The sequence below is a fragment of the Streptomyces celluloflavus genome (assembly GCA_000720995.1).
In the GTDB taxonomy this organism is placed as follows: Bacteria; Actinomycetota; Actinomycetes; order Streptomycetales; family Streptomycetaceae; genus Streptomyces; species Streptomyces celluloflavus.
Genome location: JOEL01000022.1, coordinates 17,692 through 29,856 on the forward strand (window position 1 = coordinate 17,692; position 12,165 = coordinate 29,856).

Below are 12,165 nucleotides of genomic sequence, written 5' to 3' on the forward strand. Positions count from 1 at the left end.
ACCAGGGCGGCGCCCCACCACCGCTGGACCAGCCCGACCTGTGCATGGCCTGTCTCGACCCGGCGCTGACCATCCAGCAGGCGAACCAGGAGTTCTTCCGGCAGTTCGGCGCCACCTCGGCGGAGGTCTGCGGACGCAGCTTCCGCGACCTGGTACACCCCAGCGTCCGGCAGCCGCTGATGCGGCAGTTCTCCCGCCTGGTCGAGGGCAAACGCCACCGGTTCGTCACGCATATGGTCGCCGTGCGGCAGCAGGACTCCGCGTTCGCCAGTCCGCTCACCGCCGTCGCCGTACGCGGCGGGACGTCCGACGTCAGCTCGATCCTCGTGCTGATGCCCCCGACGCAGATATCCGAGGACGGCGGTGTGGTCGCCCACCGCAAGAAGATCCTCACCGAGATCGACGCGCGCATCCTCGAAGGCATCGCCGCCGGCCTCTCCACCGTCCCCCTCGCCGCCCGGCTCTACCTCAGCAGACAGGGCGTCGAGTACCACGTCACGGGCCTGCTCCGGAAGCTCAAGGTGCCCAACCGGGCCGCCCTGGTCTCCCGGGCGTACTCCATGGGCGTGCTCACTGTGGGCATCTGGCCGCCGAAGGTCGTCCAGGAGTACATCAAATGACGCCGCCGCGCGGAGAATTGAACCGCCGCCCCACCGGCCCGCACACCACACCGCGCCCGGCCGCCCGCCGTCCGGCGGCGACGGAAACGAAGGACTGACCATGGCCGAGAACACCGTGGACGCCACCCTGTGGTGCCGGAGCCCGCTCCCCGCACCGGACGCGCCCGTCCGCCTGGTCTGCTTCCCGCACGCCGGAGGCGCGGCGAGCTACTACCACCCCGTCGCCCTCGCCCTCACCCCGGACGCCGAGGTCCTCGCCATCCAGTACCCCGGCCGCCAGGACCGGCACACCGAGCCCTGCGTGGACGACATCGGGACACTCGCCGACCACGTCCACGACGCGTTGCGCGACCGGCTGGACCGCCCCGTGGTGTTCTTCGGACACAGCATGGGCGCCCTCGTCGCCTTCGAGGTCGCCCGCCGGATGGAACGCGACGGCGGGGGACCGGTCCACCTGTTCGCCTCCGGCCGCCGCGCACCCTCCCGCTACCGTCACGAAACCGTCCACCAGCGTGACGACGACGGTCTCGTCGCCGAGTTGCGCAGTATGAGCGGCACCGACAGCCGGGTCCTGGAGGACGAGGAGGTGCTGCGCCTGGTGCTGCCCGCCCTCCGCAGCGACTACCGGGCCGTGGAGACGTACCGTCATGAGCCGGGCGCCTCGGTGCGCTGCCCGGTGACCGTGCTCGTCGGTGACGACGACCCCAAGACGACGCTCGACGAGGGCCGGGCCTGGTGCGAGCACACCACCGGCGCCTTCGACATGCAGGTCTTCCCCGGCGGCCACTTCTATCTCACCGACCGGGCCGCCGACGTCATCGAGGTGCTGCGCGCCCGGCTCAAGTCGGCGGCGAACCAGCCCGATCGAGAGCCGGCCTGACAGAGATCTGATCGAGAGCCGGCCTGACAGCGAACCGACCGGAGCGGAAAGGGCCCGAGGGAGACCCGGCATGATCGAGGAGATCCTCCCCGGTGGGGTCGTACCGGCCGAGGCGTTCGACGAGCTGCCGCCGGACCAGGCCGAGCCGGCCACTCTCCCCTTCCCGGAAGAGACCGCGGCCGTGGCGCGGGCGGTCCCCCGGAGACAGCGTGAATTCGCGACCGTACGGGCCTGTGCGCGGCGCGCCCTCGGCGCTCTCGGCCTGCCACCGGTACCGCTGCTGCCCGGCCGGTGGGGTGCGCCACGGTGGCCCGAGGGCGTGGTCGGCAGCATGACGCACTGCGACGGTTACCGCGCCGCGGCCGTCGCACCCGCCTCCCACACCCTCGCGATCGGCATCGACGCGGAACCCAACGGTCCGCTGCCGGACGGCGTACTCGCCGCCGTCGCCCTGCCCCGGGAACGGGCACAGGTACGAGCCCTGGGCGGTACCGATCCCGAAGTCCACTGGGACCGGCTGCTGTTCAGCGCCAAGGAGAGCGTGTTCAAGACCTGGTATCCGCTCACCGGACGGGAGCTGGACTTCGACGAAGCGGACATCGCACTCGACCCGGCCGCGGGCACCTTCACGGCGCGGCTCCTGGTGCCCGGCCCGGTGGTGGCCGGCTGGCCGCTCGACGTCTTCACCGGCCGCTGGCTGGCCCGCGACGGTCTCGTCGTCACCGCGATCACGCTGAACCGGCGTGGACCGGGACACCCCGGGCCGGTGCTCCGGCCCTGACGGTGGTGAACGCGGCCGGCCGGTGGGGCGGGCGCGGTGTCAGCGGTGGCCTGCGGAGTCCCCGACCGGACGTCGGGCACGACACGACGCACAGCCGTCGACCACTCCAATCCACGTGAGAACAACCTGCCGTTGAGACGCCCAGGAGTACTCCGGCGCCTCTGCGGCCGTCACATCAGGCCGACGATGCACTCGGGTACGAACACGTGGCGGGCGCGGTGCTCCATGCCCAGCACGGCGGGAATCCGCGGATCGGTCGCGTAGGAGACGCACCGCTCACATTCCTCGTCGAAGGCCGGGAGAGCCGGCGCGTGGCGGAGGGCGAGGTGCTGAGCGAGCCGGATCTGGGTGGTCACCACGCTGTCCGTGAAGTCGTGGTCCAGCCCCGGCCCGAGCGCCTCCCGGACGGCCTCCACCGCCTCGGGAGCGCGCTTCATCGTCTTGTACAGGTTGACGCACTCCGCGCAACTCCACATCCAGGGCGGGGGCAAGGGCCACTCGTCCGCGGGGTTCGTGTCCTTCTCGTCCATGCCGGCCACCGTAGCGAGGACGGACGGCGCCGGCGGCGCATCGGCGGAATCTCCCGCGCCCGGCGGTGACTCCACCGTCGGTCGTCCCGGCGGCCACACCACCCGTGGGTGCGTTACACCAGGTCCTTCGTCATGAAGACGCGGCTCGTGCCGGGCGGATCGCAGGGGATCTCGCCGAAGGCGCGCCAGCCGTGCCGCCGGTAGAAGTCCGGCGCCTGGAAGGTGATGGTGTAGAGCACCCCGGAGCGGCAACCACGGTTGCGGCCCTCCCGCTCCGCCTGCCGCAGTATCTCGCTGCCGATCCCGGAGCCGCGGAGAGCGGGCGGCAGATAGAACAGGTCCACGAACAGCAGGCCCAACGAGGTACGGCCCGTCAGCCCGCCGAGCACCCGACCCGTCTCCGGGTCCTTGACGAGTACGGCGAGCGGGCGGCGATCGTCGGTCCCCGTCTCTTGTACGTTGAACGCGCCGAGCCCGTCCGAGATCAGCGCGACATCGTCCGCATCGGGCAGATCGGTCACGACAATGGCAGGCGGCAGCCGGGGCGCCACCGGCATCCCCTCATCCGGGGCGGCGGCAGGCAGCGGTACGGGTGGCATCGGATCGGTCATGGGCCGACCGTAGCGGCAGGGTCTGACAGTCGGGGCGCGCACGGCACCCGGCGCGGGCTCCGGCCGGGGCAGGCCGGAGTGCGGTGCGTCCGGCACGGCGGGGGCACGGGCAGGCTGATGTCGCCGCCGGTGTTCCGTCCGGTTCCCACGAGGGGAACCGCACCACGGTTCGGTCCGGCGGGGTGTCCGCCCCCGCCGGCACCTCGCTCGGTTCACCGTTCGTCTTTTCACCGTCCGTCGTCCCGGTCACCGTCCGGTTTCCCGGTCACCCGACCGCGTCGCCGGGGACCACTCGTGCCGAGAACCACCGGCAGGGGGCCGTGCAGACCGTATTGCCGCAGGTCAACGCACCCGTCCGTAGGAGACGGCATGGCTCCAGATCCGTTCCAGGCGGACCACGGCCCCGGTCTTCGGCGCATGCCAGATCCGGCCGCTCCCGGCGTAGATGCCGACGTGGTAGACGCCCCTGCGGGAGTGGAAGAAGACCAGGTCGCCGGAGCGGCGGGCGGAGGCCCGTACCCGCCGGGTGCGGTGGTACTGCGCCGCGGCGGAGCGTGGCAGCATCCGGCCCGCATGCTTGAACGAATACAGCGTCAGCCCCGAGCAGTCGAAGCGGTGCGGCCCCTGGGCGCCGTACTGGTAGGGGGAGCCCTTCTTGGAGGCGGCGATCCGCAGCGCGCGCGCCGAGACGGAGGCCGCTCCGGCGTCCGGGGCCGTCCCCGGGACCACGGTGGTGCCGCTGATGGTGACCAGCGCGAGGACGGAAACGGTGCCGGCGCGTGCCAGCAGGTTCGGCACATGCATGCGCACGTTCATGCGCGACCCTTCGTCAGTCGCCGGCGAAGGAAGACCTGTCGGGTTCGGGCAGGCGAAGATGCCCGGCCTTGCGTACGGCTTCACCCCAAGGAGCCCGCCGGCCCGTGGTGCGGCCGGGGCCCCGTCGTGCCCGGGTCCTCCGCTCCTGCCGATCCACAGCGTCGACCGGATATCCGGTGCGGCGGCAGGATGAGGCGCCCGCCCGGACCGCCCCGTCACGGTGGCGGGGCTTGTCGTCGAAGGGATAGTCACGCACCCACCGCCCGGATGCCGAGCCGAACCACGGTGTATGACATTGGTCACATTTGGGCCGAATGGTCAGTTGTGTCGTTTTGCGTTGACGACGCACCGCCCGGCAAGCCCGGGACCAGGGACGTCACGTCGGGTGCTGACCGCGGTGGGTGCGCCGTGCGCAACTCTTTGCCTCCTTATCCCGGCCGCGGGCGCTAGGCCGTACGGGGCGGTCAGGGCGGTTTGGTGTCACGCCTCGCCGGGCGGCGGCACCGTGACGAGCCGGGCCCGGCGCTCGCCGTCCAGGGCGCGCAGCGCCCGCGTCAACGTCGCGGAGTGAAGTTCACCCTCGCCCCGGTCATGCATCAGCGTCAGCGCGTCCCGCGGCCCGGCGGCCTGGGCGGCCAGCGCCTGGGCGGCCCGGAGGCCGCCGTAGGTGTCCGCGCAGCGGGCCGGATTGCTCCGGCCTCGTTGGCGAGGGTCTTGATGTCGCACTTTCCGCCGGGCTGGATCTCTCCGCGGAGGAGCCGGTCGATGGCGGCCCGGATGCGGTTCTGGTTCTCGGTGCGTTGGGCTGCGGGGATTCTCCTGCGGATTCCTCATCCGTGATGGTGCCGGATCTGTGATGGTGCCGGCGGCGTCGCTCTCGGCGACGACACGGAGGGCCCGGTCGTGATCGGCTTGGAGCCGGGTGCGTTCGGCCTTGCGGGTGGTGCCGAGTTGGCTGAGGAAGATCTCGGCGCGTTCGGCGTTCTGCGTTCTAGGTTCTGCGTTCTGCGCGCTCGGCCCGGACGGGACGGTGGCAGGAGTGGCGGGTGGCTTGCGGACAGCGGGCTGAGTCACACATCCCGATCAGGGGCCGGTCCGCTGCCGGGGTGCCGGCCGACTTGAGGCGGAGGGCCCGGGACGGGTTGGTGAACCAGCAGTGATTCGCGGGCCCGAGGTGGAGGACCGTGGCGCCTCTGGTCGGCAGGTTGAGCACGTCGCGGTCGCTGCGCTGCCCCTCGGCGCCGCTGCTGCGGACTCCGGCTTCTCGTCGATGCCGGCGAAGAACTCGGTGAGGCTGCGGGCGCCGGGACCCGCCGGGAGGACGCCTTGCCGGAGTTGTGAAACTCGGCGCGGACCATTTCCGGATCGCGTTGTCGTTCGTGGTCGTTGACCTCGGTCGACAACTCGGCTTGGGCTCCGCCGGTGTACGAAGCGTAACCTTCCGTAGTTGCCGTACTCACATGGTGTAGGTAAATCTTGGTCGCCAGGAGGCCGCTTGGTCGGTAAGTCAAATCCGCCCCGAACTCACCTCGTTCCACGACGCGTTGACGAACGCCGAGCGCCCCGACGTCGCCTTCTCCTGAGTCTCCCGCTCCAAGGCCCGTGACCTCCTGGAACGCATAGGCCGTGACGAGCGGCCCGTTACCCACGATGTCCTCGACGAACTGCCCCGGCCTAGTGTCGTGGTTCAGAGAGAGGAGTCCGGGGCCGGGAAGTACTCCGCCAGGCGGTCCGCGCAGAAAATACGCCGAAGCGGCGAATCAACGCATACGTGCCTACGGTGGAAGGTGGGGGAGGGCTGTCGGCGGCGAGTCGTGTCACCGGTCGTCCCGCCGAACACGCATGCGTGCGCGAGAGGAGATCTCTGCCATGGCCAAGGTGCTTTTCATCGTGAGCGGTGCCAGTTACTGGGTGCTGAAGGACGGCACACGGCATGCGACGGGCTACTGGGCCGAGGAGTTCGCGAACCCGTACAAGATCTTGACGGCCACAGGTCACGAGGTCGTCGTCGCGACCCCGAACGGCGTGATCCCGACCGTCGACATGATGAGCCTGCGTCCTGAGATGGTCGGCGGAAACGACAGTGCCCTGGAACTGGAGGCCGTGATCCGGTCCGCGGAGGTGATGCGCCGGCCGCTGCGGCTGTCGGACGTCCGCCTTGAGGACTACGACGCGGTGTACCTGCCAGGCGGCCACGGTCCGATGTCGGACCTGGCTTGGGACGCCGATGCCGGACGGCTGCTGACGCGGCAGCTGACCTCGGGCAGCCCGCTGTTCATCGTCTGTCACGCCCCCGCCTCGATGCTGGCCACCAGGATCCACGGCAAGTCGCCGTTCAAGGGCTTCAACGTCACCTGCTTCACCAATGAGGAGGAAGAGGGCGTCGGGCTGGCCTCCAGGGCGCCGTGGCTGCTGGAGACCGATGTGCGGGAGAAGGTCGGGGTCAACTTCAGCCGCGGTCCGATCTGGGAGCCGTACATGGTCGAGGACCGCAACTTGGTCACCGGGCAGAACCCGGCCTCGGCCGCGGTCCTGGGCAACCGAATGCTGGAAATCCTCAAGTGAAACCGTCCCGGAGCGATCCGGCCCGGGCGCGTGCCCGCACGCACAGGCCGGGCCGGAAGGTCGCGGTCATCACCGGCGCCGACGGGGGCATCGGCTCGGCCATCGTCACTGCCTACCGCGACCTCGGGTACGCGGTCGTGGCCACCAGCCGCTCTATACCGGATTCCGGTGATCCGCAGGTGCTCGCCTGCCGCGGCGATCTGCTGGAGTCCGGTGTCGGCGAGCGGATCACAGGGGCGGCGATGGACCGGTTCGGCCGGATCGACACCGTGGTCAACAGCGCCGGTGTCTACATCGGCAAGCCGTTCACCGACTACACGGACGAGGACTTCGACCTGATCGTCGGAGTGAACCTGCGCGGATTCTTCAACGTGTCGCGCAGTGCCATCGGCGCGATGCTCTCCCGTGACGAGGGCGGCGGTCACCTCGTGAACATTTCGACCTCCCTGGTCGACCAGCCGAATTCACAGGTGCCCTGCGCGCTCGCGTCGCTGACCAAGGGCGGGCTGAACGCGGTCACCAAGGAGCTGGCGATCGAATTCGCGGGGCACGGCATCCGCGTGAATACCGTCTCGCTCGGCGTCGTCCACACGCCGATGAACCCGAAGGTGACGCCCGAACTCATCGCCCGCCATCCACTCGGGCGGATCGAAGAGGTCGACGACGCCGTCCAGGCCATCCTGTACCTGGAACAGGCGTCCTTCGTCACCGGCGAGATCCTGCATGTGGACGGCGGCCAGAGCGCCGGCCGCTGAAGGGTATACGCACGCCCCGGCCCGCTTCGCCCGCGTGCGGAAGGGACAACGCGATGGATCCTGACGCCCGGACCAGGGCCGCGATCGAGGAACACTGGCGGGCATCGGAACAGGGGGACACAGAAGCCGAGCATGCCATCTACGCTGCGGACGCGATCCTCGACTACCCACAGTCAGGTGAACGATTCCGGGGCCGCACGACGATCTCGGCGCAACGCGGCGGGCACCCCGCCGACCGGCATTTCGCCGTCCACCGGATCGTCGGCGGCGGGGACCTGTGGGTCAGCGAGTGCGTAATCAGCTACGACGGAGTGCCCAGCCGCTCCGTGAGCATCATGGAATTCGCCCACGGGCATGTCGTGCACGAGACGCAGTACTTCGCGGACACCTTCGGCGCCCCCGGTTGGCGGACAGCACTCGCGGAGCCGATGCCGGGCAGGAGCATCGCCAGGGCCTGATGCACCGGATGCAGGGCGTGAACTGAGTTGGCCCCGCTCGTCCACTGCTCGTCGAACGAGGCCGGGTCGACGCGGACCTGCCCCTCTTCGTCGACGTCGACCAAGTCCCACAGGCCGAGCCCTTGGGGCCGATCCCACTCGTCCATCGGCGTGCCCGTGGTGGTGTGACCGGTGGCGTACAGGGCGAGGACGTCGTGGCCGATGCCCTCGTCGTCAACGTAGGCGGCGCGCTCGGCGCGGTACAGGCGTTCCGGCCGGGGGAGCGAACGTGGTCCCGGAGTTCCACCAACATGCCGGGCCCTGGCGACAAGTTCAGGGAATGACCCGGTCGAAGTCAGCCTGCCCCGGTTCAGCGAGATCACCGGTCGTGGACAAGCGGGGCAACTCAACTCGCATGCGCTTGGGTTCAACTGTCCAGTGGCAGCGCGTTCTTGGCGTGCGTGAGGAATCCCTCGGAGGCGGGTCCGCCGGGATTCTCGGTGGCCAGGGCCAGGGCCTGGTTGAGGGGGATTAAGGGGCGCATCCGCTGCTCGTGGTTTGTTCAGAAAAGTACGCGGGGAAATGATCTTGGCCGCTGTCAATCCGGTCGGCCCGGCGGTGCCGGCGCTTCGTATGCTCGTAGTACGGGGAACCGGAAGTCGACCACCTTCGGAGGCGAATGACCATGTCGGAACAGCGTGTTGTCCTGGTGACGGGTGGGGGAACGGGAATCGGGGCCGCCACTGCCCGGTTGCTGCGCACCGCCGGGCACCAGGTCGTGATCTCCGGGCGGCGGCCCGAGCCACTGCGCAGGGTGGCCGAGGAGACCGGAGCGCTGGCCCACCCTTCCGACGCCGCCGACCCCGAGGCCGTGCGCGAGCTCGTCGAGACGGCGGTGACGGCCTACGGGAGACTCGACGGTGTGGTGCTCAACGCCGGAATCGGGCGGGGCGGCGCGGTCGGCGACACCGCGGTCGAGGACTGGGAAGAGCTGATACGGACCAACCTCACCGGCCCGTTCCTGCTGCTGCGTGCCGCGCTGCCACATCTGCTGGCGGCCCGCGGCGCGGTGGTCGCGGTCGCCTCGGTAGCCGCGCTCCGCAACAGCGCCGGCAACGCCGCTTATGCGACGTCCAAGGCGGGTTTGCTCCACCTCTGCCGCTCCCTCGCCGTCGACTACGGGCCGCAGGGGCTGCGGGCCAACGCGGTGTGCCCGGGCTGGGTGCGTACGGAGATGGCCGATCAGCGGATGGCGCGGTTCGCGGCGGAGGCAGGGCTGGCGGGCGGTGCCGAGGCGGCGTACGAGGAGGCGAACCGGCTGACTCCCGCCAGGCGGCCGGGTGATCCGGAGGAGGTCGCCGAGGCGATCGACTGGCTGCTGTCGCCCGCCGCGTCCTACGTCAACGGGGCCGTCCTCACAGTCGACGGCGGGGTGGCCACGGTCGGCGTCGGCGGTGCCGCCTTCGACTACCAAATCGAGGCGCGCACCCCGCGCCTGTAGCGGACTACCCGACAGGCCCGTTTCACAGGGCCTGTGGCGGGGCCAGGAACCCATGGCGGGGCCAGTGCCCCAGAAAGAGGCTGTGCCTGGACGGCGCCGCAGCGGCAGCTGCAACGACGCGCCACCCAGCGCGGCCGCGCTCTCGCCGACATCCGGCACGAAGGGCGTCAGATAGACCAGGTGTCTCGCCCCGCGCACCCCGGGTGATCACTGACCCGCCGTAGGAGTGACCGAGCACGGTTGGAGGCTCCGGCAGCGAGTCGATCGCAGCCTGGACCGTGGCTGTGGCAGAGGCCAATGAGCCCCGGTGGAGCTAGGGAACGACGACCTCGGTTCCTGCGGTCCGCAAGCGCTCTGCCACCAGGGTGAAGTGTTCGGGACGGTGATACAGGCCGTGAACGAGCACCACGGCGGCCAATGCGCACGCCTTCTGGGGTCGGTGTCAGGCGAGTGATCCAGGGCAGGTCAGCCGTATCGTTGCAGCAGTCCGTCCACATATGCCTCCAGCCGTGCTCCCAGCACCCCGGACGTCAGATCGTCCCGCCCCAGGTCACGCCACGGGCCGGCCAGTTTCGCCGCGTCGGGGCAGTAGTGCAGGGCGTCGAGCAGCCGCCAGTACAGGTGGTCGGGGGCGGTGGCGAGGTCGCGGCCGCCGTGTGCCTCATACCGTTCGCGGAAGTCCAGCCCGTACGCCGGCCCGTGCAGCAGCGCGAGCGCGGTCGAGCAGTGTGCCACGTCCAGGTCGGCAGGTCCCCACGAGGTCTCGACCCAGTCCACGACACCGGTTATCCGCAGCCCCGGCCCGGTTCCGGTGAAGAGCACGTTCCCGGGGTGGAAATCGCGATGGAGGAAGCAGCCTTCGTACGGCGGCGGGTTGCGGCGGATCACGTCCACGGCCCGCTCCCACAGGGGGCCGTTCGGGGTGCGGACGCGGTCCTGGGATGTCCACGCCTGGTAGGTGCGCGGCCTTTCGGCCGGTACGACGCCATGGATGCGGACGAGCTGGGCCGCGAGCAGGTCCAGGCGCCGGTCGAGGTCGTCCTCGTCGACGCGGACGCGGCCCGGCAGCGCGGACATCAACAGGGTCGGGTGGTCGCAGTGTTCGGCCGTGGTATCCACAGCGACGAACCCGGGGGCCGGGATGCCCTCCTGCCCGGCGAGCAGCGCAAGGACGGACGCCTCGCGGGCCAGCAGCCCGGGACCGTGGTGTCGGAAGAACGGCTTCACGAAGGTCCGTTGCACCAGATCCGTGCCGTCGTCGAGCGTGAGCCGGCGCATCTGGGAGCTCCAGCCGCTGGGCAGAAGGCGCACGTCGACGACCGACCGGCCGTTGCCGAGCTGCTTGGCCACCCACGCACGCGTGGCCGTCCAGCCATGGTCGTCGAGGCCGGTCAGCACCGCCTCCACGAACTCCCGCCGGTCGTCGGCGCAATGGCGTCCGGACCGGAATAGTGGCTCCGGTTCGGTCACGTTTGGAGCCTTCGGCATGGGAGCGTTTCGCAGTGCGGTGAGGACCGTGCAGCCACAAGACAAGATGGGTATCCCTGTCACGGGCAGCGCGTCGACCGGGTTCAGGGTCCCGAGGTGTTGACCGAGGTCATTCTCGCGCCCAGCACTGGGGGTTGGGGGCTGGCAGCGGCTTCATCCGGTGGGCTATGTTGTGCGGCCATGACTACCGGGACGGCATTGCGCCACACACGGATTGGTGACCCGGTGCTCTTCTGAGCGCCGTACGGGCCGGTGCCGGCCCGTTGTTGGACCGAGGATCTGGTGCTGCTGCGCGGGCTCCGCCTCCGTCGTGTTGATCACAGGCTCGACACATCAACCACGACAGGAGAGTTCATGCCCAGCAAGACACTGCAGATTCCCACCGCGGACGGCCAGGCCGACGCGTTCGCCACCTTTCCCGATGGTGGCGGGCTGCACCCGGGGGTGCTGATGTACGCGGACGGCTTCGGCATCCGGCCCGTGCTGCGGGAGATGGCCCGCGAGCTGGCCGGGCACGGGTACTACGTGCTCGTCCCCAACCTCTTCTACCGGCACGGCCCGGCACCGGTGATCGAACTTCCCGAGCACATCGGGGAGGAGGCCCGGCCCGCGGTCTTCGCCCAGCTGATGCCCCTGATCGAGGCGCACACCACCGAATGTGTCCTGAGCGACGCCGACGCCTACCTCGGGTTCCTCACCACTCAGCCCGAGGTCAGCGCCGGACCGGTCGCGGTGACCGGCTACTGCATAGGCGGCCTCCTGGCGATGCGCACCGCCGCGGCCCAACCTGGCCAGGTGGCCTCCGTCGCCGCATTCCATGGCCCCGTGGGCGCCGACGGGCCCGATCTCTTCTCCAAGCTCACCGCTGAGGTCTACCTCGGCCACGCCGAAGGCGACATGACACTTGAGGCCCTCGGCGAGCTCAACCAGGCCCTGGATGCCGCAGGTGTCGGCTACACCTCCGAGATCTACCCCGGCACCATCCATGGCTTCACCATGTCCGACACCGACGCCTTCAACCCCGCCGCACTGCAGCGCCACTGGGACCGCCTGCTGCCCCTTCTCGGCCGCACCCTGGCCAACAGCTGAGGCTCCGGCCCGGAAACCAAGCCCAAAGCGCACGTCTCCGAAGTCCTCGCGATGTTTGGGAGCCGGTGTGAGGGCGGGCGCAGCCCGCCCTC

At 70.1% G+C, this 12,165-nt stretch carries 13 protein-coding genes and 1 pseudogene; 8 read left to right on the forward strand and 6 right to left on the reverse strand.

The features are described 5' to 3' along the window. Window positions 1-44 precede the first annotated feature (44 nt). From IH09_RS20935 to IH09_RS20945, 3 genes are all read left to right on the forward strand, one after another. Entirely contained in the window at window positions 45-620 is a 576-nt protein-coding gene (locus IH09_RS20935; RefSeq protein WP_052858759.1) for a helix-turn-helix transcriptional regulator, read from the forward strand. 100 nt (window positions 621-720) lie between these two features. Further along, window positions 721-1,500 carry a thioesterase II family protein gene (locus IH09_RS20940; RefSeq protein ID WP_052858609.1) on the forward strand — a complete coding sequence of 260 codons (780 nt, stop codon included), beginning with the start codon at window positions 721-723 and terminating at the stop codon, window positions 1,498-1,500. A 70-nt stretch (window positions 1,501-1,570) separates the two neighbouring features. Continuing rightward, window positions 1,571-2,281, forward strand: a complete 711-nt coding sequence (locus IH09_RS20945) for a 4'-phosphopantetheinyl transferase family protein (RefSeq protein WP_052858612.1) — start codon at window positions 1,571-1,573, stop codon at window positions 2,279-2,281. A 170-nt stretch (window positions 2,282-2,451) separates the two neighbouring features. Here the strand turns inward: IH09_RS20945 and IH09_RS20950 are convergent, their stop codons facing one another. The 4 genes from IH09_RS20950 to IH09_RS20965 form a co-directional block, all read right to left on the reverse strand. Then, a complete protein-coding gene (locus IH09_RS20950; RefSeq protein WP_240150496.1) occupies window positions 2,452-2,811 on the reverse strand; it encodes a hypothetical protein in 360 nt (119 codons plus the stop codon). Between the two features lie 113 nt (window positions 2,812-2,924). Further along, complete coding sequence (locus tag IH09_RS20955; RefSeq protein WP_240150497.1) at window positions 2,925-3,422, reverse strand: GNAT family N-acetyltransferase; 498 nt, start codon at window positions 3,420-3,422, stop codon at window positions 2,925-2,927. Window positions 3,423-3,764: 342 nt separating this feature from the next. Continuing rightward, complete coding sequence (locus tag IH09_RS20960; RefSeq protein ID WP_052858615.1) at window positions 3,765-4,238, reverse strand: C40 family peptidase; 474 nt, start codon at window positions 4,236-4,238, stop codon at window positions 3,765-3,767. Window positions 4,239-4,718: 480 nt separating this feature from the next. Further along, window positions 4,719-4,964: a hypothetical protein gene (locus IH09_RS20965; protein ID WP_052858617.1), complete on the reverse strand. Its 246-nt coding sequence runs from the start codon at window positions 4,962-4,964 to the stop codon at window positions 4,719-4,721. A 1,143-nt stretch (window positions 4,965-6,107) separates the two neighbouring features. Between IH09_RS20965 and IH09_RS20970 the strand changes: the two genes are divergently transcribed. From IH09_RS20970 to IH09_RS20985, 4 genes are all read left to right on the forward strand, one after another. Continuing rightward, window positions 6,108-6,803 carry a type 1 glutamine amidotransferase domain-containing protein gene (locus tag IH09_RS20970; protein ID WP_052858620.1) on the forward strand — a complete coding sequence of 232 codons (696 nt, stop codon included), beginning with the start codon at window positions 6,108-6,110 and terminating at the stop codon, window positions 6,801-6,803. Then, entirely contained in the window at window positions 6,800-7,558 is a 759-nt protein-coding gene (locus IH09_RS20975) for an SDR family oxidoreductase (protein ID WP_110952464.1), read from the forward strand. The genes IH09_RS20970 and IH09_RS20975 overlap by 4 nt, the downstream gene beginning before the upstream one ends. A 53-nt stretch (window positions 7,559-7,611) precedes the next feature. After that, window positions 7,612-8,016: a nuclear transport factor 2 family protein gene (locus IH09_RS20980; protein WP_052858623.1), complete on the forward strand. Its 405-nt coding sequence runs from the start codon at window positions 7,612-7,614 to the stop codon at window positions 8,014-8,016. 664 nt (window positions 8,017-8,680) lie between these two features. Further along, complete coding sequence (locus IH09_RS20985; RefSeq protein WP_052858765.1) at window positions 8,681-9,496, forward strand: SDR family NAD(P)-dependent oxidoreductase; 816 nt, start codon at window positions 8,681-8,683, stop codon at window positions 9,494-9,496. Window positions 9,497-9,518: 22 nt separating this feature from the next. Here the strand turns inward: IH09_RS20985 and IH09_RS40675 are convergent, their stop codons facing one another. Together IH09_RS40675 and IH09_RS20990 are read right to left on the reverse strand one after the other, a co-directional pair. Continuing rightward, window positions 9,519-9,734, reverse strand: a complete 216-nt coding sequence (locus IH09_RS40675) for a hypothetical protein (protein ID WP_381529117.1) — start codon at window positions 9,732-9,734, stop codon at window positions 9,519-9,521. 227 nt (window positions 9,735-9,961) lie between these two features. Next, a pseudogene (locus tag IH09_RS20990) lies at window positions 9,962-10,924 on the reverse strand (phosphotransferase family protein); the annotation flags it as partial. A 414-nt stretch (window positions 10,925-11,338) separates the two neighbouring features. On the opposite strand from IH09_RS20990, the gene IH09_RS20995 reads away from it, so the two are divergent. Further along, window positions 11,339-12,073 carry a dienelactone hydrolase family protein gene (locus IH09_RS20995; RefSeq protein ID WP_052858625.1) on the forward strand — a complete coding sequence of 245 codons (735 nt, stop codon included), beginning with the start codon at window positions 11,339-11,341 and terminating at the stop codon, window positions 12,071-12,073. Window positions 12,074-12,165 lie beyond the last annotated feature (92 nt).

Bases quoted from the DNA above. Each gene is read 5' to 3' on its own strand.
- IH09_RS20935 (WP_052858759.1), top strand. From the start codon at position 45: ATGGCCTGTCTCGACCCGGCGCTGACCATCCAGCAGGCGAACCAGGAG.
- IH09_RS20940 (WP_052858609.1), top strand. From the start codon at position 721: ATGGCCGAGAACACCGTGGACGCCACCCTGTGGTGCCGGAGCCCGCTC.
- IH09_RS20945 (WP_052858612.1), top strand. From the start codon at position 1,571: ATGATCGAGGAGATCCTCCCCGGTGGGGTCGTACCGGCCGAGGCGTTC.
- IH09_RS20950 (WP_240150496.1), bottom strand. From the start codon at position 2,811: ATGGACGAGAAGGACACGAACCCCGCGGACGAGTGGCCCTTGCCCCCG.
- IH09_RS20955 (WP_240150497.1), bottom strand. From the start codon at position 3,422: ATGACCGATCCGATGCCACCCGTACCGCTGCCTGCCGCCGCCCCGGAT.
- IH09_RS20960 (WP_052858615.1), bottom strand. From the start codon at position 4,238: ATGAACGTGCGCATGCATGTGCCGAACCTGCTGGCACGCGCCGGCACC.
- IH09_RS20970 (WP_052858620.1), top strand. From the start codon at position 6,108: ATGGCCAAGGTGCTTTTCATCGTGAGCGGTGCCAGTTACTGGGTGCTG.
- IH09_RS20980 (WP_052858623.1), top strand. From the start codon at position 7,612: ATGGATCCTGACGCCCGGACCAGGGCCGCGATCGAGGAACACTGGCGG.
- IH09_RS20985 (WP_052858765.1), top strand. From the start codon at position 8,681: ATGTCGGAACAGCGTGTTGTCCTGGTGACGGGTGGGGGAACGGGAATC.
- IH09_RS20995 (WP_052858625.1), top strand. From the start codon at position 11,339: ATGCCCAGCAAGACACTGCAGATTCCCACCGCGGACGGCCAGGCCGAC.